This is a genomic window from Serratia sp. CY76391, from assembly GCF_052166695.1.
Lineage (GTDB): Bacteria > Pseudomonadota > Gammaproteobacteria > Enterobacterales > Enterobacteriaceae > Serratia > Serratia nematodiphila.
In genome coordinates, this window is sequence record NZ_JBJNOJ010000006.1 from 144,351 (window position 1) to 162,034 (window position 17,684).

A 17,684-nucleotide genomic window follows, 5' to 3' on the forward strand; every position below is an offset into this window, starting at 1 on the left:
TTAATCCCCTCGCACCAGCGTAAAGAAGTCCACCCGGCTGGCGGCGATCGCCCGGGCGCGCAGCTGGCGCTGCTCGTGCTGCAGCGCGGCCAGCGGCGCGATCAGCTGTTGTTGCAGGCGTTCGCCGTGCTCCGGCTGTTGCAGCAGCGCATCGGCCAGCGCGCACAGCTCGGCGTGCGCCTTGTCGCGCCCGGCGATGTAGCTGTAGCCGTAGCCGCCGTTGTCCAGCTGCACCACCGCGCGGGTGACGGTCATGTCCCCCAGCACGAAGCGGCGGCCGGTGGCGCCCATGCGCCCCTGCAGCTGGGCCAGGCCGATCTCCGGCGCGCGGATGCTGCGGTAACCCGGGCTGAGGTTCAGCGCCTGCCAGTGGCTGCGCAGCTGCTCGGGCCGGCTGTGCGCCAGCACCGACATCCAGCGTTGTCTCGACTCTAAGGCGTGCATTCAGTGCTCCATCGTCAGTTCAATCATGTCGGCGCGGGCCAGGCTGACGGAGTATTCCGCCACGTCTTCGCCACCGCTGCGGACGTTAAGGGTGCGCACGCACAGCAGCGGCGCGTGGGTGGCGATCTCCAGCAGCCGGCTCTCTTTGGCCTGCGCGCGGCGCGCGCTGATGCGCGTCTGGCGGCGGGTCAGCGGCTGCTGGAGGTGCTGTTCGATAAACTGGTGCAGCGAACCGCTGTGGAACTGCTGCAGCGCCGGCCACCAGTCCAGATCGGGCAGATAGTGGTCGATCACGCTCATTGGCACGCCGTTGACCCGGCGCAGGGTGCGCAGGTGGATCACCATTTCGCCTTCTTCACGCGAGAGTGCGCTGGCGACATGCCCATTGCACGGGCGCAATACAGCGAGTAAGCGCTCACTGGTGGGGTGGCTGCCCTGCTCGAACAGGTTCTGGCTGAAGCGGGTGTTGGCGTGCAGCGGGTAGTCATAAGGCCGCATCAGCACCAGAATGCCGACGCCGTGGCGGCGCTGCAGCCACCCGCGCTCCACCAGCTGATCCACCGCGCGGCGCAGGGTGTGGCGATTGACCTGATAGCGCTCGGCCAGCTGCTGTTCCGAAGGCAGGTAGTCGCCGCAGCGGTACTGCGTGCGCAGCTCCTGTTCCAGCTGCGCGGCGATCTGCTGATAGCGGGTGGGGTAAGTGGTCGGATGTCTAGATAACTCCATCATAATAAAAACCTCGTCATGCCGATGGCGGTGCGATGAAGGCGGAAGCGGTGCGTTTCATCGGGCGTCTACCCTGTGGTTTTCACGTCGGCATCATGGTGACGGGCGCAGATGACAATCGCGTTACGCCTCGGTGGCGAACAGATGAACTATTTAGGACAGCCCAGGCGTGCACGGGCGGCGGCGGCGCGCTATGCTGGCGCCACTGTTGACTGACTCTGGCCGCTACCATGCCGCAATCTCTGAATGCCCCTGAACCCGCCCCACGCGCCTGGCCGCTGTGGAAACCGATCCTGTTTCTGCTGGTGGTGGCCGTCGGCCTCTACTACGTCAAATGGCAGCCTTACTACGGCAAGGCCTTCGTGGCGGCGGACAGCCACTCGATCGGTAAATCGATCCTGGCCGACGGCGCCGCAAGCCCCTGGCTGGCGGCCTGGCAGTATGCGCTGGTCTACTTCACCGCGGTGTGGAAGGCGGCGCTGCTCGGGGTGCTGTTAGGCTCGCTGGTGCAGGTGCTGATCCCGCGCGACTGGCTGGTGCGCACGCTCGGCCATCGGCGTTTTTCCGGCACCGTGCTGGGGGCGCTGATCGCGCTGCCGGGCATGATGTGCACCTGCTGCGCCGCACCGGTTGCCGCCGGCATGCGCCGCCAGTCGGTATCCAGCGGCGCCGCGCTGGCCTTTTGGCTCGCCAACCCGGTATTGAACCCGGCGACGCTGGTGTTCATGGGGTTTGTGCTCGGTTGGCCGTTCGCCGCTATCCGCCTGGTGGCGGGCGTGGTGATGGTGCTGGGCATCGCCTGGCTGGTGCAGCGCGTGACCGCCAACGATCCGCAGCCCGCCGCGCCGCAGCCGCCGCTGATGATGGCGCAGAACGACGAGCAGCCGTTCCTCGCTCGCTGGGGCAAAGCGCTGTGGGCGCTGTTTTGGTCGACCATCCCGATCTACGTGCTGGCGGTGCTGGCGCTGGGCGCGGCGCGGGTCTGGCTGTTCCCGCACGCCGACGGCGCCGTCGACAATAGCCTGCTGTGGATCATCGGCCTGGCGATCGTCGGCTGCCTGTTCGTTATCCCCACCGCGGCGGAGATCCCGATCGTACAGACCATGATGCTGGCGGGCATGGGCGCAGGCCCGGCGCTGGCGCTGCTGATGACCCTGCCGGCGGTCAGCCTGCCTTCGCTGCTGATGCTCAACAAAACCTTCTCCGCCCAGGCGCTGTGCCTGACGGCAGCGCTGGTGGCGCTGTGCGGCGTACTGACCGGCGTGGTGGGGATGGGGTTGGTGTAACGGATTCGTGACTTGATGCTGTCTCAAAGGAGGAAATGAGAATGGAACAGCGGAATAAACCCGAAATGGACGTAGAGGCGATATTCCTAGAGCAAGCGTTGCGTGAAAGGGTGGATGCCGCCCTTGAACGCTTAAGAAACGGCACCGCGGTTTATCTCAGCCATTCGGAGGCAGAAAAACGAATGGCTATATTCAAAGCGAAAATTCGGGGGCGCTATCGAGGATGATGTTGAGTTATACTCGTTAAGAATGTTATCTTTGGTTTTTTTTACTAACTTTATCTCGGTAAAAATATGGAATTCGCTGAAAATAATAAGTTCACTTATATTATTGGTAACAATGGTTCAGGAAAAAGTCGAGCATTAGAAGAGAATGCGGAGCGGCTCTCAGAAAGTCGAGATGTAGTAGTGATTGCTTCTGGTGTATCGGATAAATTCAAATTTAGATCTCAAATTAAGAAAACGGCCAATGGGTCATATCGTTACTTGGGGAATAGAACCGTCGGAAACGGTACTCACAATGGCACCTTAGCAGCAAATGCTGTGATACTTTATCTTGCAATACTAGACACAGATTTGTGTCCGGCATTAATGAATTTTCTTGAAGAAATAGGGTTTGAAGGAAAGTTTGGTATTAGTTATAGAAAAACAAAGTTTTCTAAGACTCAACCGTTTAACACACAAGAGTTAACAAGTGATTTTGCAACAGTAAATAAAGAGATACTTGTTGCTAAAGAGCGTCCTTTTGAGGCTGTTTTTTACAAAAATGGTACTCCATACCCCTTTTCTGACTTGAGTTCTGGTGAGCAATACATAATTAACACCGCTTTAAAAATAGTTACATCAATTAATCAGGGTGTATGCTACTTTATTGATGAGCCTGAAGTTAGCTTGCACGTTGAATGGCAAGTTAAGTGGCCTGAAATTTTTCATCCATTACTATCTTTAAAAGATGACGTTAACTGTTATATTGCTACTCACTCGCCGGTAATAATTTCAAGCGCATTGCAAGCTGGAGCTGATTGTTATAATTTGTCCGCTGGGGAACTGATTAGAATAATGGATGATGAGTTCAATGTTGAGCGTATTCTATATAAAAATTTCAATACAATCCCTCCTGATAATAAATATATATTCGAAGAGTTTGCTACTATTGTTACAAAAACCATTGAAATCCTAACCAGTGAGAATATTAACAGGGCAAGATATAATAGAGCCGAGACATCAACTCTTGCATCCGTTGAGAATTTTAAAAAAAAGCTTAAGCTTGCATCTCATACAGAAAAGGACAGCGAAGATATTAAGCGAACAATCGAGGACTTTGAGATGGCTATCAGGGATTTGATTGCGATGTCTAAACCGGCTAACCTTCAGGGAGAGGAGATAGAGACTGAATGAAACTTCTGAGGGAGGTTCGCAAATCTTATTCGCAAAAAAGAAAAATCAAAGAAGCAACGAATAAGGCAATTTATTATTATGATGAATCGCGCAATGGGACAATTAAATTATGGGCGAAGTTATATAATGATGGTCCTGTTGGAAGACGAGTCTATGATGCAATTACTAGCTATGTACATGGACTTTCAAATCGTTGTGGATATTGTCAAGACAGAATATTTCATAATAGCAATTCTAATGTTGATCATATTTTACCAAGCTAAATATACCCGCAATTCACATTTGTAGAAGAAAATCTAGTTCGAGTATGTATGACATGTAATATGATTAAAGCAGCAAACGATTTTTATTCGTTGCCCCTACCTGCTGGGAACGGATATCGACAACACACAAGAACATGGGCATGTTATCATCCACGTCATCACATTTTTTCTCAACATGTTGAGCGACTGGTGGTTCAGACTAATCACCTGCATTTTCGTGCTTATATAGGTAAAACTACACAAGGAAGGAAAATTTGCAGTATGCTGTTACAGCAAGTCAGCGAGTTTGAGGTGAAAGCGACAGTAAATCCAGTCGTCGCTCAGGCCGCACAAAAACTTAGCCAATTCATACAGTCAAAAGGTAGTGTGCCATCAGATTCCATCAATGATTTACTACAAGCGTTGGTGAAAAATACTTAACTTTAAATAAGTATAATTGAATGGAAATAATTTAAGTTATAACTTTTTAATCAGGTGGCATAAATACTGATTATACTCCTAGTCCATACAGTCGTCATCACTAGCATAGTATGATGACTGCTTGTAAAAATGAATGAAGTTTATGATTTCTTTAACCGTTTATTATTCTTCTTAAAAATTTATTGCTTAAATTTATTATAGTCATCAGACAAAGAATTAAACAGGGGTTTTCGTTTGTAAAGTAACGTGGTTCTTACTTTTTCTATGTCTGTCTTATCAATGTCAACTTTACAATTATAAAGTTTTTGTCGCATTCATTTTAAATAATCAACTTAGGCTATCAACCCGAACGATGTTGATATAAAACCTAAAAGTATCGACTTTGCAATTGTTGTTTTTTGAAATGATAAAATTAATTTAATTGATTTTTACGTTATTTGGTTAGATTTTACCATTTTATCCCTTATTTCTAATCCATTCAGTTATCAAGAATCAATAGTTAGGTGACATAAAGTTTTGAGTGCTTTCTGATTATAGGGCGCCATAATAATGGCGACTTTACCCTTTTCGAATTTATGTTTGTGATTCATTTTTGAAATGATAAATGTATTATACCACCAAAAAATATTTACTGCTCTATTGAGTATGTCCACCCAAGTTGTCATCAAATGTTACCGGTAATATTATACTTGAAGAATAATCAACTATTAGCAAAAGTGAATAGATACGGCACTAACTGAAATTTTTCAAACAATTAGGTTGGGATGAGTAACTGCCTCTGGCTCAGATCCACCCATCAGATTGTCTCCATGTCGTAGCTGTGTCTGAGCAACTTTGGATTAACACATGCTGAGACGCGTGTTATCAACTCAACGCAACCTATGCACCACCTGGTTGCTGCTGCCGCGCCAGATCAGCGCTGGGTCCTTCAAATCCTGCACGAACTTGCCGTCGATCAGCACGTTGATTCTGTCCACCACCTGCATTTGCTGTGCGTCCAGCTCCGCCAGCCGGTAGCCGGTCCACAGCCAGATATCCTTGCCGGGGCACTCGGCGCGCACTCGTTTCACCAGCTTCAAGATGCTCGGCACGTTGGCCGGATGCAGCGGATCGCCACCGGAGAGCGACAGCCCCTGGCGCGGCACGCGCGCATCGTTCAGATCGGCGATGATGCGGTCTTCCAGCGCCGGGGTAAACGGCTGGCCGGAGTTGAGCCGCCAGGTGCTTTTGTTGTAGCAGCCGGGGCATTGGTGCACGCAGCCGGCGACAAACAGCGTGCAGCGGGTGCCGGGGCCGTTGACGACGTCGATCGGGTAATACTGGTGATAATTCATGTGAGGCCTGCCCATCAGGCTATTTTACTGGCCATTTTGCCTCCGGGCAGTGCTCCCAATCCTCACGTACTGCGTGTACGCTGCGGTTGGTGCGCGCTGGCCGAAGGCAAACTGGCGGCGACAATCACGCCTGATGAACAGGCTTCTGCCTAGGTTGCACGGCGCTTTTTAGCCGAGCTGCCCGTTGCCGAGGTGTTTCACCCGGCGTTTCACCTCTTCCTGCTTGCCGGCGTTGAACGGCCGGGCATCGGGGCTGCCGAGATAGCCGCACACCCGGCGGGTGACCGAGACCTTGGCCGAATCGTGGTTGCCGCATTTCGGGCAGGTGAAGCCCTTGCTGGTGCAGGAGAATTCACCGGTGAAGCCGCATTCGTAGCACTCGTCGATCGGCGTGTTGGTGCCGTAGTAAGGCACCCGGGTGTAGCTGTAGTCCCATACGTCTTCCAGCGCCTTCAGGTTGTGCTGCAGGTTCGGGTATTCGCCGTAGCAGATGAAGCCGCCGCTGGCCAACGGCGGGTAGGGCGCTTCGAAGTCCAGCTTGTCGTACGGATTGACCTTCTTCTCCACGTCGAGGTGGAAGCTGTTGGTGTAATAACCCTTGTCGGTGACGCCCGGCACCACGCCGAAATCGGCGGTGTCCAGCCGGCAGAAGCGATCGCACAGGTTTTCGCTCGGCGTGCTGTAGAGGCTGAAGCCGTAACCGGTCTCGTCTTTCCAGGCGTCGACGGCGGCGCGCAGCCGCGCGACGATCGCCACCGCTTTGGCGCGCAGCGCTTCGTCGTCATACACGTGGTTTTCGCCGCCGAACAGCGCGTTGATGGTCTCGTGCAGGCCGATATAGCCCAACGAAATCGAGGCGCGGCCGTTCTTGAAGATCTCGGCGATATTGTCGTCGGCCTTGAGCCGCACGCCGCAGGCGCCTTCCATGTACAAGATTGGTGCCACCCGCGCCTTGATGCCTTCCAGCCGGGCGATGCGCGTCATCAGCGCCTTTTTCGCCAGCTGCAGGCGCTGATCCAGCAGCGCCCAGAAGCGCGACTCATCGCCCATCGCCTCCAGCGCGATGCGCGGCAGGTTGAGGCTGATGACGCCGATGTTGTTGCGGCCGTCGTGCACCAGCTCCCCGTCCTGCTCGTAGGTGCCGAGGAAGCTGCGGCAGCCCATCGGCGTTTTGAACGAGCCGGTCACCTTCACCACCTGATCGTAGTTGAGGATGTCCGGGTACATGCGCTTGCTGGCGCACTCCAGCGCCAGCTGCTTGATGTCGTAGTTCGGATCGCCGTACTGGTGGTTGAGGCCGTCGCGGATGGCGAACACCAGTTTGGGGAACACGGCGGTCTTGCGGTTTTTGCCCAGCCCGGCGATGCGGTTTTTCAGGATCGAGCGCTGGATCAGGCGCGACTCCCAGCTGGTGCCGAGGCCGAAGCCGAAGGTGACGAACGGCGTCTGGCCGTTGGCGGTGTGCAGGGTATTGACCTCGTACTCCAGCGACTGGAAGGCGTCGTAACACTCTTTCTCGGTGCGCGCCATGGCATAGCCTTTGGCGTCCGGGATCTGCCATTCTTCCGCCACCTGCAGGTGTTTGCGGAAGCTCTCGTCGACGAACGGCGCCAGAATTTCATCGATGCGGTTGATGGTGGTGCCGCCATAAATATGGCTGGCGACCTGGGCGATGATCTGTGCGGTCACGGCGGTGGCGGTGGAGATCGACTTCGGCGGCTCAATCTCGGCGTTGCCCATCTTGAAGCCGTTGGTCAGCATGCCTTTCAGATCGATCAGCATGCAGTTGAACATCGGGAAGAACGGCGAGTAGTCGAGATCGTGGTAGTGAATTTCGCCGCGTTCATGGGCCAGCACCACGTCGCGCGGCAGGATGTGCTGCTTGGCGTAGTGTTTGGCGACGATGCCCGCCAGCAGGTCGCGCTGGGTGGGGATCACCTTGCTGTCCTTGTTGGCGTTTTCGTTCAGCAGCGCGCGGTTGCTCTGCTCGACCAGGCCGCGAATTTCCTGATTCAGGCGGCCGCGCAGCTCGCGCGCCACGTCGCGATCGTGGCGGTATTCGATATAGGCGCGCGCCAGCTGTTTGTACTCGCCGGCCATCAGCTGGTTTTCCACCGCCTGCTGGATCTCGTGGATATCGACGCGCGGCTGCTGCTCCATGCGCTGAGCGACCACGCGGGCGACGGTGGCGCAGTAGTCGGCATCGACCACGCCCACCGCCAGCGCGGCGCGCTCGATGGCCTGCGCGATGCGCGCTTCGTCAAAAGGTACCTGGCAACCGTCCCGCTTAATCACTACTGGTTTCACGTTGTACTCCTTGTTCCCCGAGGGAGCGTTCATACCCGCCTGGCGTGGCGAGCAACCGTCAAATTTCGCTTATCCACAGGGCAAAGCCGCAGCGCGCAAGGGCTGTGGCGGTGTGTGGATGATTTTGTGGATAACTACTATATATAGGTGTTCGCAATTCTTAATGCACTATATATAGATATTGGCGCGATTCTTTTGATGTAGAACAAGGAAAACGGAAGAGCGTGTGCAAGCTGAACAGTCGTCAATCGCCGGTTAGCCGATCGCGAAAATGCTCCAGCAGAAAATCGACCCAGACGCGCACCCGCGGCGGCAGATCCGCCGAGGCGTAATAGAGCCACAGCTGCACCGGGCGCGGCCAGCATTGCGCCAGCACCGGCCGCAGCGTGCCTTGTTCGAAGTGCTTTTCAACGTACCAGCGCGCCAGGTTGACGATACCGAGCCCGGCCAGCGCCGCATCCAGCAACATCTCCGGCCGGCTGACCACCAGCCGGCCGTTCAGATCCAGCGCCAGCGTTTCGCCCTGATGGCGCAGCTGCCATTTGACGTGGCGGCCGTTGCCCGGGTTGCGGTGCAGCAGGCAGTCGTGGCGCAGCAGATCGTGCGGCGTTTGCGGCTCACCGCGCCGCGCCAGATAGTCCGGCGACGCCGCCAGCACCATGTGCATTGGGTAGAGCGGGCGGGCCACCAGCCGGCTGTCGGGATCGACCCGGCTGCCGATGCCGACGTCGAAGCCTTCGCCCACCAGGTTCACCACCCGGGCGTCCAGCGACAGATCGAGATCGATCTGCGGATAGCGCGCCAAAAATTGCGGGATCAACGGCATCAGCATCTGGCGGCCGAAGCCGGGGATCATGCTGACGCGCACCACCCCGGCCGGCGCCTGCCGTTCACCGCCGGCGCTCTCCAGCGTGGCCGCCAACGCCTGCCACAGCGGCGCCACCTGCGCCAGCAGCGCTTTGCCCTCGTCGGTCAGCAGCACGTTGTGGGTGTTGCGCTGAAACAGCCGCAGCGCCAGCTTCTCTTCCAGCGCGCGGATGTTTTTGCTGACCGCCGCCGGCGTCACGCCCAGCTGGCGAGCGGCGGCGGAGAAATTTTGCGCCTGCGCGGCGGCGAGGAAGGCCGGCAGCAGGCGGTGCACGTCAAAGGGCAGCGACATAGTGGTTGATACTTTTGGTTGAAATTGAAGTGACCTCTAACAGCCTACACCCGCAGCGGCGGAAATGGAAAAATGCCTCATCTTCTTTACGTTCGAGGAATCATGTATGTCGCGCATTTTAGTGTTAACCGCCCACCGCACCCCCGACGAGTCGCGCATTAATAAGGCGTTGATCGAGGCCGTACGCCCGCTGCCCAACGTGACCGTTCACGAACTGATCCGCGCGTACCCGGATTACCGCATCGACGTGGCGCGCGAACAGGCGCTGCTGCAGAGCCATGATGCGGTAGTGATGCTGTTCCCGTTTTATTGGTACAGCTCACCGGCGATCCTCAGCGAATGGCAGGATGCGGTATTAACCTACGGTTTTGCCTACGGCAGCGAAGGCACCCAATTGCACGGCAAGCCGCTGCAGCTGGTGGTGAGCACCGGCGGCAACGCGCAGGCCTACACGCCGGCAGGGTATAACCGTTATCCGGTGCAGGATCTGCTGCTGCCGTTCCACGCCATGGCCAACCTGACCGGCATGGATTATCTGCCGCCGCATCTGGTGCAGGGTGTGTTCGACATGAGCGATGAACGCCTGGCGCAAGAGGCCGCCGGGGTGGTAGCGCTGCTGGGGAAATGGTAGGGCGCAGCGCTCGCCGCGCCCTGCGGGGTTAGTCTTCGAGCAGCCACCACACCGCTTCGAACGGCCGCAGCGTCAGCGCCTGCGGCTGGTCTGCCGAGTCGCTGTAGTTGCTCATCAGCGGGCGCCACTGGGCGGAAGGCTCCACGCCCGCCGCCGTCCAGGCCTGCGGCTCGCGGCTCAGGTTGGCCGCTACCAGCAGGCGCTGGCCATTCCAGCTGCGCTGATAGCACCACAGCGCCGGGTGTTCCGGCGCCAGATCCTGATAGTCGCCGTGGGTCAGCAGCGGGTACTGCTTGCGCAGGGTGATCAGCTGGCGGTAGGCGTAAAACACCGAGTCGAGGTCGGCCAGCGCCGCTTCGGCGTTGATCTGCGGGTAGTTCTCGGCGCAGCCGATCCACGGCGTGCCGGTGGTGAAACCGGCGTGCGGCGCGGCGCTCCACTGCATCGGCGTACGGCCGTTGTCGCGCGATTTGTCGGCCAGGATCGCCAGCAGTTCGGCGTCGCTGCGGCCCTGAGCGCGCAGTTCAGCGTACATGTTCAGGCTTTCCACGTCGCGATACTGTTCAATGGCACGGAAGCCGGGGTTGGTCATGCCGATCTCTTCACCCTGGTAGATATAAGGCGTGCCCTGCATGCCGTGCAGCACCATCGCCAGCATTTTGGCGGCCGGCACTCGCAGTGCGCCTTCATCGCCGAAGCGTGACACGATGCGAGGCTGATCGTGGTTGCACCAGAACAGCGCGTTCCAGGCGCGGTTATGCATTCCTTGCTGCCAGTGGCGGAAGATCTGCTTCAGCTCCACGTAATCCGGCGCCGCCCGCGTCCATTTTTCGCCGCCGGCGTAGTCCACCTTCAGGTGGTGGAAGTTGAAGGTCATCGACAGCTCTTCGCCGCTCTGCGCCGCGTATTGCTGGCAATGTTCGAGCGTGGTGGAGGACATCTCGCCCACCGTCATCAGGCCGCGCGGCTGGAACACGTCGCGGCTCATCTCCTGCAGGAACTCGTGGATGCGCGGGCCGTCGGTGTAGAAGCGGCGGCCGTCGCCCTGGCAGTCGGACGGGAAATCCTGCTGCTTGGACACCAGGTTGATCACGTCGAGGCGCAGGCCGTCGACGCCTTTGTCCGCCCAGAACTGGCACACTTTCTTCAGCTCTTCGCGCACCGGCGGGTGCTCCCAGTTGAGATCCGCCTGCTCGGCGGCGAACAGGTGCAGGTAGTACTGGCCGCTGTCGGCGTGCCACTGCCAGGCGTTGCCGCCGAACTTGGAGCGCCAGTTGTTCGGCGGCGTATCGCCTTCGCCGTCGCGCCAGACGTAGAACTGACGATACGGGCTGTGGCGATCCTGCGCGGCCTTGAACCACGGGTGTTCGGTCGAAGTGTGGTTGAACACCATGTCCATCACGATGCGGATGCCGCGCTGGTGGGCGGCGGCGACCAGCTGCTCGAAGTCGGCCATCATGCCGTAAGCCGGATCGATGGCGCAGTAGTCCGCCACGTCATAGCCGTTGTCCACCTGTGGCGACACGTAGACCGGCGTCAGCCAGATGGCGTCCACGCCCAGCTCCTGCAGATAGTCCAGCCGCCGGGTCACGCCGGCCAAATCGCCGTAGCCGTTGCCGGTGCTGTCCTGAAAACTCTTCGGATAAATTTGGTAGATGACGCCGTTCTGCCACCAGGGGGTTGGGTTGCTCATAGATCAATACCTTTGAATCGTGACAACGGGCCCGTACCCTTCATCTTTCAAACTGCAGCGTTGTTGGCTGCTGGCGCTGCACCCCAGTCACTTACTTGAGTAAGCTCCTGGGGATTTGCACCCTTGCCGCCTAGCTGCAGCTCGAAAGCTATAGGGTATTTCCAGCCCCTACATTCATGTTGCGTATTTTGCGTGAATCAAACCGGCAGCTCGCCGCGCGCGGCCTTGCGTTTGTAGACCATGATGGTCAGCACCAGCGGGATGACGATCGCCACCAGAATCGCCAGCGAGTAAATCAGCCAGAACTGCGGCTTGATAGACAGGATGCCCGGCAGGCCGCCGACGCCGATGCCGTTGGCCATCACGCCGTCCAGCCCGCAGATAAGGCCGGCGAAGGCGGAGCCGATCATCGCGCACAGCATCGGGAAGCGGTATTTGAGGTTGATGCCGTACATCGCCGGTTCGGTCACGCCGAGGTAGGCGGAGATCGCCGCCGGCACTGAGATTTCACGCTCGTTGGCCTTGCGGCTGATGATGATGATGCCGAGCACTGCCGAGGCCTGCGCGATGTTGGACAGCGCAATCAGCGGCCATACCGGGGTGCCGCCCATGCTCTGGATCATCTGCATGTCGATGGCCAGCGTGGTCTGGTGCACGCCGGTGATCACCAGCGGCGCATACAGGAAGCCGAACAGCGCGGCGCCCACCGGCGCGAAGCTGCCGGTCATCACCGCTTTCACCGCCCAGGCGACGCCGTCGCCGATCATGCGGCCGAACGGCCCGATCAGCGCGTGCGCCAGGAACACCGCCAGCAGCAGCGAAACCACCGGCACCACCACCAGATAGAGATAGTCGGGGACGATCTTTTTCAGCCGGGTTTCGATCCAGCCCAGCGCCATGCCCGCCAGGATCGACGGGATCACCTGCGCCTGATAGCCGACTTTCTGGATCACGAACCAGCCGAAGTTCCACACTTCCGGCGTTTGCTGGCCGAGCAGGTAGGAGTTCATCAGCTGCGGCGACACCAGGGTGACGCCCAGCACGATGCCGAGCACCGGCGTGCCGCCCATCTTTTTCACCGTCGACCAACAGATGGCCACCGGCAGGAACATGAAGATCGCTTCACCCAGCAGCCACAGGAAGTCGTAAACGGTTTTCCACGCCGGGTGCATCTGCGCCAGCGTTTGGCCGCCGGACATCGGGATGTCGCCGATCACGTTGCGGAAGCCGAGGATCAGACCGCCGCTGATCAGCGCCGGCAGCAGCGGAAAGAAGATCTCGGCGAAGTGGGAGATGGTGCGCTCGGTCCAGGTCATGTTCTGGCGCGCGGCCACCTTGGCCTGTTCCTTGTCGGCCTCGTTGACGCCGGTGCTGGCGATCAGCGCCTGATAGTAGTCGCCGACGTCGGTGCCGATCACCACCTGGAACTGCCCGGCGTTGGTGAAGCAGCCTTTGACCATCGGCAGCTCTTCGATTTCCTTTGGGCTGGCCTTGCTGGGGTCATTGAGGACGAAACGCAGCCGGGTAATGCAATGGCTGACGGTGGCGATGTTCTCGCGGCCGCCGACCAAAACAATCAGGCGATCAATATCCTGCTGTTTTACTTTGCTCATTATGGGATACCTGCAGAGGTGTTGACTGAGTAATGATCAAAGCTTAGCCACTCGGCTTTTTGAATGAAATGGGAACGTTCCCGGTTTGGGGCGAGGATCACAAAATGACAAAAAATGGTCAACTTCTAAGCAGATCGTCAGGACAGTTTGCTGGGCACCACCAGGCGGCGGATCCCCTGTTCGCCGCTGAGCTGCGCCAGCAGCTGCTGCGCGGCCAGCAGGCCGGCGCTGCCGTAGCCGAACTCCACCGACAGAGTGTCGGGGAACAAGAAGCTGAGCAGCGGGGTGTTGCCGATGGCGCATACCTGAATGGCGCGCGCCGGCTGCTGCTGCAGGTACTTGATCGCGCCGAGGGCGATGCTGTCGGAGGCGCAGATCAGCGCGCTGGTGTGCGCATCGATCACTTCGGCGGCGTGCTGGAAACCGCTCTGGTAACTCAGCTCGCCCAGCGTGGCGCGCGGCGTGAGCGTGAGGCGTTCACAGGCGTCGAGATAGGCCTGGTAGCGGCGCTGGCCGGTGGTGGCGTCGCTGAGCTGCACCCCCAGATAGCCGATATGCCGATGCCCCTGCCGATACAGGCGATCCATCAGCAGGTTCACCGCGCCGGCGTCGTCGTAGCAGACGGACGAAAAGCCGTCGTATTCGCGCACCATCACCACCATTTTTTCCTGCCACGGCTTGAGCATCGCCGCGGTCAGGCCGGTGAAGCCGAACAGGATCACGCCGTCGACGTTGCGCTGGCGCAGCACGTGCAGGTGCTCCTGCACCAGGCGGGTTTCGAACTGGCTCTCCATCACGATCGGGTCGAAGCCCTGCTGATACAGCAGCGGCAGCATGGTGCGCACCGCCTGGTTCTCTGACGGTGAGTCGAGACGGGAAACGATGATGCCCACCACTTTGTCGCTCTGGCCGCGCATGGCGCGCGCCGACTTGGAGGGGGTAAACCCTTGCTGACGGATCACCGCTTCCACCCGTTCGCGGGTTTGCGGGCTCACGCTGCCTTCATTGTTCAGCACGCGTGAGACGGTGGATTTGCCTACGCCGCTCAGGCGCGCGATGTCCTTGATGGTCAGCCGGTTTTGCATGGTTTACTTTTCGTTGAGGTGGACAGGCGTAGCATAATGGCCTGTAAAACAATGCCCGTCAGCATAGCTCATTTTCCCACGCGGATCTTGAGGCAAAACGGGATTGTTGCACTGCGCTGAACGGCCGCTCCTGCCGCTCTGTTTTTCCCTTTACCGGAGGTTATACCCCATATGGACCCCGACCCGACTGCTTTAGACACTCACTCGGTTCACCGGTAAACCTCTCCGCCTGGCGCTGCTGTTTTACCGGTGAAGTACATCACGGTAACCGGTGGCGCGCGCTTCGTCGTTCGCTCCTGCTGCTGAAAAAAAGAATAAGGATCTGCATGGGCAGAGGCTTTTTGGCGTGCGCGCCATCCGCCCGGCCGATGACGATCCCCGTTTACCCGCTGCCGTGAGGCACCGGGCGAAGAGGTGCGAATCATGAAACTGAAAAAACTCCCCCGTCAGCTGCTGGGCCTGTTCGCCCGCGGCCTTCCGCGCCGTTTGGTGCGCCGCGACAGCCTGCTGGACGGCGTCAGCGGCGCTGCGCGCGATATGCCTGCCGGCCTGGCGCAGCAGCGGCTGGAATGCGCCGCCGCAGAGACGATGCAGCTGTTTGAGCGTTTTCACAGCCACCCGGAAGGCATCACCGCACATGAGGCGGAACAGGTGCGCCGGCGCTGCGGCGAGAACGTCATCGACGATCAGCAAAAAGAGGCCTGGTGGCAACACCTCTGGCACTGCTACCGCAACCCGTTCAACCTGCTGCTGACCGCGCTCGGCATGATCTCTTACGCCACCGAAGATCTCACCGGCGCCTTGGTGATCGCGCTGATGGTGCTGATCTCCACGCTGCTGAACTTCATCCAGGAGGCGCGCTCCAACCGGGCGGCCGATGCGCTGAAAGCGATGGTGAGCAACACCGCCACGGTGATCCGCAGCGATGCGCTCACCGGCAGGAGCGAGCATGTGGAGCTGCCGATCGCGCAGCTGGTACCGGGCGATATCATCAAGCTGGCGGCCGGCGACATGATCCCGGCGGATCTGCGCGTGCTGTCGGCCAAGGATCTGTTCATCAGCCAGGCGGCGCTGACCGGCGAATCGCTGCCGGTGGAAAAATCCGCCGCGCCGCAGTTGCCGGCGGCCGATCCGCTCGACTGCCGGAACCTGTGCTTCATGGGCACCAACGTGGTCAGCGGCACCGCGCTGGCGATGGTGATCGGCACCGGCGGCAGCACCTATTTCGGCCAGCTGGCGCAGCGCGTCACCAGCCAGGATGAACAGCCGAACGCCTTCCAGAGCGGCATCAGCAAGGTCAGCTGGCTGCTGATCCGCTTTATGCTGGTGATGACGCCGATCGTGCTGCTGATCAACGGCTACACCAAGGGTGACTGGTGGGAAGCGGCGCTGTTCGCGCTGTCGGTAGCGGTCGGGCTGACGCCGGAGATGCTGCCGATGATCGTCACCTCGACGCTGGCCAAAGGGGCGGTGAAACTGTCGCGCCAGAAGGTGATCGTCAAACGGCTGGACGCCATCCAGAACTTCGGCGCGATGGATATTCTGTGCACCGACAAGACCGGCACCCTGACCCAGGACAAGATCGTGCTGGAGCGCCACACCGATGCGTTCGGCGCCGGCAGCGAGCGGGTGTTGCGCTACGCCTGGCTGAACAGCTTCTACCAGACCGGGCTGAAAAACCTGCTCGACGTGGCGGTGCTGAGCTGCGCGGAGCAGAATCGGCAGCCGGAGGCGCTGCAAAACTACCGCAAGGTGGATGAGATCCCGTTCGATTTCGTGCGCCGCCGCATGTCGGTGGTGGTGGCCAAAGACAACGCGTATCACGAGCTGGTGTGCAAGGGCGCGCTGGAAGAGATGCTGGCGATTTGCAGCCACGTGCGCCACGAAGACGAGGTGATCCCGCTCAGCGAGGCGCTGCTGGCGCGCATTCGCCGCATCACCGACGATCTCAACCAGCAGGGGCTGCGGGTGGTGGCGGTGGCCAACAAGATCCTGCCGGCGCAAACCCATGAATACGGCGTGGCGGATGAATCGGATCTGATCCTCGAAGGCTACGTCGCCTTCCTCGATCCGCCGAAGGAGAGCACCGCACCGGCGCTGGCGGCGCTGAAACAGAACGGCGTCACGGTGAAGATCCTCACCGGCGACAACGAGCTGGTGGCCGCCAAAGTGTGCCGTGACGTCGGGCTCGAGGCCGATCACCTGCTGCGCGGCAGCGAGATCGAGCAGATGGACGACGAGCAGCTGGCGCAGGCGGCGGCGCGCACCACGGTGTTCGCCAAGCTGACGCCGCTGCACAAGGAGCGCATCGTCAAACTGCTGCGCCGCCAGGGGCACGTGGTGGGCTTTATGGGCGACGGCATCAATGACGCGCCGGCGCTGCGCGCGGCCGATATCGGCATCTCCGTCGATTCGGCGGTGGACATCGCCAAGGAAGCGGCGGACATCATCCTGCTGGAAAAAAGCCTGATGGTGCTGGAACAGGGAGTGATCGAAGGGCGCCGCACCTTCGCCAACATGCTGAAATACATCAAGATGACCGCCAGCTCCAACTTCGGCAACGTGTTCAGCGTGCTGATCGCCAGCGCCTTCCTGCCGTTCCTGCCAATGCTGCCGCTGCACCTGTTGATTCAGAACCTGATGTACGACATCTCGCAGATCGCCATCCCGTTCGATAACGTCGACGACGATCAGATCACCCAGCCGCAGCGCTGGAACTCCGCCGATCTGGGGCGGTTTATGGTGTTCTTTGGGCCGATCAGTTCAATCTTCGACGTGCTGACCTTCAGCCTGATGTGGTGGGTGTTCAAGGCCAATACGCCGGAAATGCAGACGCTGTTCCAGTCCGGTTGGTTCGTGGAAGGGCTGCTGTCGCAAACGCTGATCGTGCACATGATCCGCACGCGCAAAATTCCGTTTATCCAGAGCCGCCCGTCCTGGCCGCTGTGCATCATGACGCTGGCGGTGATCGCCACCGGCATCGGCCTGGTGTTCTCGCCGCTGGCCGGCTTCCTGCAGCTGCAGGCGCTGCCGCTCGCCTACTTCCCGTGGCTGGTGCTGATCCTCGCCGGTTACATGGTGCTGACCCAGTGCGTGAAAGGCTGGTTCGTGCGCCGCTACGGCTGGCAATAACCCGTTCGCCCCCTCCGGCCGGGAGGGGGCAACTGTGATCCCGTCCGCTTTTTCACCGCAACGGTTGGACATCTGTTCTGTGCTGAGTCTTTATCTACAGCGTTGGCTGTTTTTCCCTGCGCCTTTCAAGCCACCGCGTTGTTGTTTATCGCCTAGCGGTGGTTTGAAATTCATTGGGGATATTTTGTTTTTTT

General features: G+C 58.9%; 15 protein-coding genes. 7 read left to right on the plus strand and 8 right to left on the minus strand.

The annotated features are described in order from the left end of the window. Entirely contained in the window at positions 1 to 444 is a 444-nt protein-coding gene (gene phnG, locus ACJ8PN_RS11520) for a phosphonate C-P lyase system protein PhnG (protein WP_016929298.1), read from the minus strand. Next, positions 445 to 1,173, minus strand: coding sequence for a phosphonate metabolism transcriptional regulator PhnF (gene phnF / locus ACJ8PN_RS11525; RefSeq protein ID WP_015376439.1), 729 nt, complete (start codon positions 1,171 to 1,173; stop codon positions 445 to 447). Between the two features lie 227 nt (positions 1,174 to 1,400). On the opposite strand from phnF, the gene ACJ8PN_RS11530 reads away from it, so the two are divergent. The 5 genes from ACJ8PN_RS11530 to ACJ8PN_RS11550 all read left to right on the plus strand — a co-directional run bounded on the left by ACJ8PN_RS11530 (position 1,401) and on the right by ACJ8PN_RS11550 (position 4,536). Next, positions 1,401 to 2,456: a permease gene (locus ACJ8PN_RS11530; protein WP_442534949.1), complete on the plus strand. Its 1,056-nt coding sequence runs from the start codon at positions 1,401 to 1,403 to the stop codon at positions 2,454 to 2,456. A 41-nt stretch (positions 2,457 to 2,497) separates the two neighbouring features. Continuing rightward, on the plus strand, positions 2,498 to 2,683 hold the full coding sequence (locus ACJ8PN_RS11535; RefSeq protein WP_016929295.1) for a hypothetical protein: 186 nt from the start codon (positions 2,498 to 2,500) through the stop codon (positions 2,681 to 2,683). Between the two features lie 66 nt (positions 2,684 to 2,749). Next, complete coding sequence (locus ACJ8PN_RS11540; protein ID WP_080033352.1) at positions 2,750 to 3,853, plus strand: AAA family ATPase; 1,104 nt, start codon at positions 2,750 to 2,752, stop codon at positions 3,851 to 3,853. Then, a complete protein-coding gene (locus tag ACJ8PN_RS11545) occupies positions 3,850 to 4,116 on the plus strand; it encodes a hypothetical protein (protein ID WP_442534950.1) in 267 nt (88 codons plus the stop codon). Before ACJ8PN_RS11540 ends, ACJ8PN_RS11545 begins: the two co-directional genes overlap by 4 nt. A gap of 261 nt (positions 4,117 to 4,377) precedes the next feature. Next, positions 4,378 to 4,536, plus strand: a complete 159-nt coding sequence (locus ACJ8PN_RS11550; RefSeq protein WP_442534951.1) for a hypothetical protein — start codon at positions 4,378 to 4,380, stop codon at positions 4,534 to 4,536. 869 nt (positions 4,537 to 5,405) lie between these two features. Here the strand turns inward: ACJ8PN_RS11550 and nrdG are convergent. The 3 genes from nrdG to ACJ8PN_RS11565 form a co-directional block, all read right to left on the minus strand. Beyond that, positions 5,406 to 5,870, minus strand: a complete 465-nt coding sequence (nrdG, locus tag ACJ8PN_RS11555; RefSeq protein WP_116404086.1) for an anaerobic ribonucleoside-triphosphate reductase-activating protein — start codon at positions 5,868 to 5,870, stop codon at positions 5,406 to 5,408. A 168-nt stretch (positions 5,871 to 6,038) separates the two neighbouring features. Next, complete coding sequence (gene nrdD / locus ACJ8PN_RS11560) at positions 6,039 to 8,177, minus strand: anaerobic ribonucleoside-triphosphate reductase (protein WP_437189429.1); 2,139 nt, start codon at positions 8,175 to 8,177, stop codon at positions 6,039 to 6,041. A 244-nt stretch (positions 8,178 to 8,421) separates the two neighbouring features. Continuing rightward, positions 8,422 to 9,336 carry a LysR family transcriptional regulator gene (locus ACJ8PN_RS11565; RefSeq protein WP_442534952.1) on the minus strand — a complete coding sequence of 305 codons (915 nt, stop codon included), beginning with the start codon at positions 9,334 to 9,336 and terminating at the stop codon, positions 8,422 to 8,424. 106 nt (positions 9,337 to 9,442) lie between these two features. Here ACJ8PN_RS11565 and ACJ8PN_RS11570 point away from each other — a divergent pair, with 106 nt between their 5' ends. Next, complete coding sequence (locus ACJ8PN_RS11570; protein WP_171453234.1) at positions 9,443 to 9,967, plus strand: NAD(P)H-dependent oxidoreductase; 525 nt, start codon at positions 9,443 to 9,445, stop codon at positions 9,965 to 9,967. Between the two features lie 28 nt (positions 9,968 to 9,995). Here ACJ8PN_RS11570 and treC read toward each other — a convergent pair whose 3' ends face one another. The 3 genes from treC to treR all read right to left on the minus strand — a co-directional run bounded on the left by treC (position 9,996) and on the right by treR (position 14,358). Beyond that, positions 9,996 to 11,660 (minus strand): alpha,alpha-phosphotrehalase, encoded by a 1,665-nt coding sequence (gene treC / locus ACJ8PN_RS11575; protein WP_442534953.1) that lies wholly within the window; start codon positions 11,658 to 11,660, stop codon positions 9,996 to 9,998. A gap of 197 nt (positions 11,661 to 11,857) precedes the next feature. Continuing rightward, on the minus strand, positions 11,858 to 13,273 hold the full coding sequence (gene treB, locus ACJ8PN_RS11580) for a PTS trehalose transporter subunit IIBC (protein ID WP_048325896.1): 1,416 nt from the start codon (positions 13,271 to 13,273) through the stop codon (positions 11,858 to 11,860). A 137-nt stretch (positions 13,274 to 13,410) separates the two neighbouring features. After that, positions 13,411 to 14,358, minus strand: coding sequence for a trehalose operon repressor TreR (treR, locus tag ACJ8PN_RS11585; protein ID WP_015376450.1), 948 nt, complete (start codon positions 14,356 to 14,358; stop codon positions 13,411 to 13,413). A gap of 423 nt (positions 14,359 to 14,781) precedes the next feature. Here treR and mgtA point away from each other — a divergent pair, with 423 nt between their 5' ends. Next, positions 14,782 to 17,490, plus strand: a complete 2,709-nt coding sequence (mgtA, locus tag ACJ8PN_RS11590) for a magnesium-translocating P-type ATPase (protein ID WP_442534954.1) — start codon at positions 14,782 to 14,784, stop codon at positions 17,488 to 17,490. Positions 17,491 to 17,684: the final 194 nt, after the last annotated feature.

What these genes read in the sequence shown, in the direction of transcription:
- phnG (WP_016929298.1), bottom strand. Translation starts at nt 444, where the DNA reads ATGCACGCCTTAGAGTCGAGACAACGCTGGATGTCGGTGCTGGCGCAC.
- phnF (WP_015376439.1), bottom strand. Translation starts at nt 1,173, where the DNA reads ATGATGGAGTTATCTAGACATCCGACCACTTACCCCACCCGCTATCAG.
- ACJ8PN_RS11530 (WP_442534949.1), top strand. Translation starts at nt 1,401, where the DNA reads ATGCCGCAATCTCTGAATGCCCCTGAACCCGCCCCACGCGCCTGGCCG.
- ACJ8PN_RS11535 (WP_016929295.1), top strand. Translation starts at nt 2,498, where the DNA reads ATGGAACAGCGGAATAAACCCGAAATGGACGTAGAGGCGATATTCCTA.
- ACJ8PN_RS11540 (WP_080033352.1), top strand. Translation starts at nt 2,750, where the DNA reads ATGGAATTCGCTGAAAATAATAAGTTCACTTATATTATTGGTAACAAT.
- ACJ8PN_RS11545 (WP_442534950.1), top strand. Translation starts at nt 3,850, where the DNA reads ATGAAACTTCTGAGGGAGGTTCGCAAATCTTATTCGCAAAAAAGAAAA.
- ACJ8PN_RS11550 (WP_442534951.1), top strand. Translation starts at nt 4,378, where the DNA reads ATGCTGTTACAGCAAGTCAGCGAGTTTGAGGTGAAAGCGACAGTAAAT.
- nrdG (WP_116404086.1), bottom strand. Translation starts at nt 5,870, where the DNA reads ATGAATTATCACCAGTATTACCCGATCGACGTCGTCAACGGCCCCGGC.
- ACJ8PN_RS11565 (WP_442534952.1), bottom strand. Translation starts at nt 9,336, where the DNA reads ATGTCGCTGCCCTTTGACGTGCACCGCCTGCTGCCGGCCTTCCTCGCC.
- ACJ8PN_RS11570 (WP_171453234.1), top strand. Translation starts at nt 9,443, where the DNA reads ATGTCGCGCATTTTAGTGTTAACCGCCCACCGCACCCCCGACGAGTCG.
- treC (WP_442534953.1), bottom strand. Translation starts at nt 11,660, where the DNA reads ATGAGCAACCCAACCCCCTGGTGGCAGAACGGCGTCATCTACCAAATT.
- treB (WP_048325896.1), bottom strand. Translation starts at nt 13,273, where the DNA reads ATGAGCAAAGTAAAACAGCAGGATATTGATCGCCTGATTGTTTTGGTC.
- treR (WP_015376450.1), bottom strand. Translation starts at nt 14,358, where the DNA reads ATGCAAAACCGGCTGACCATCAAGGACATCGCGCGCCTGAGCGGCGTA.
- mgtA (WP_442534954.1), top strand. Translation starts at nt 14,782, where the DNA reads ATGAAACTGAAAAAACTCCCCCGTCAGCTGCTGGGCCTGTTCGCCCGC.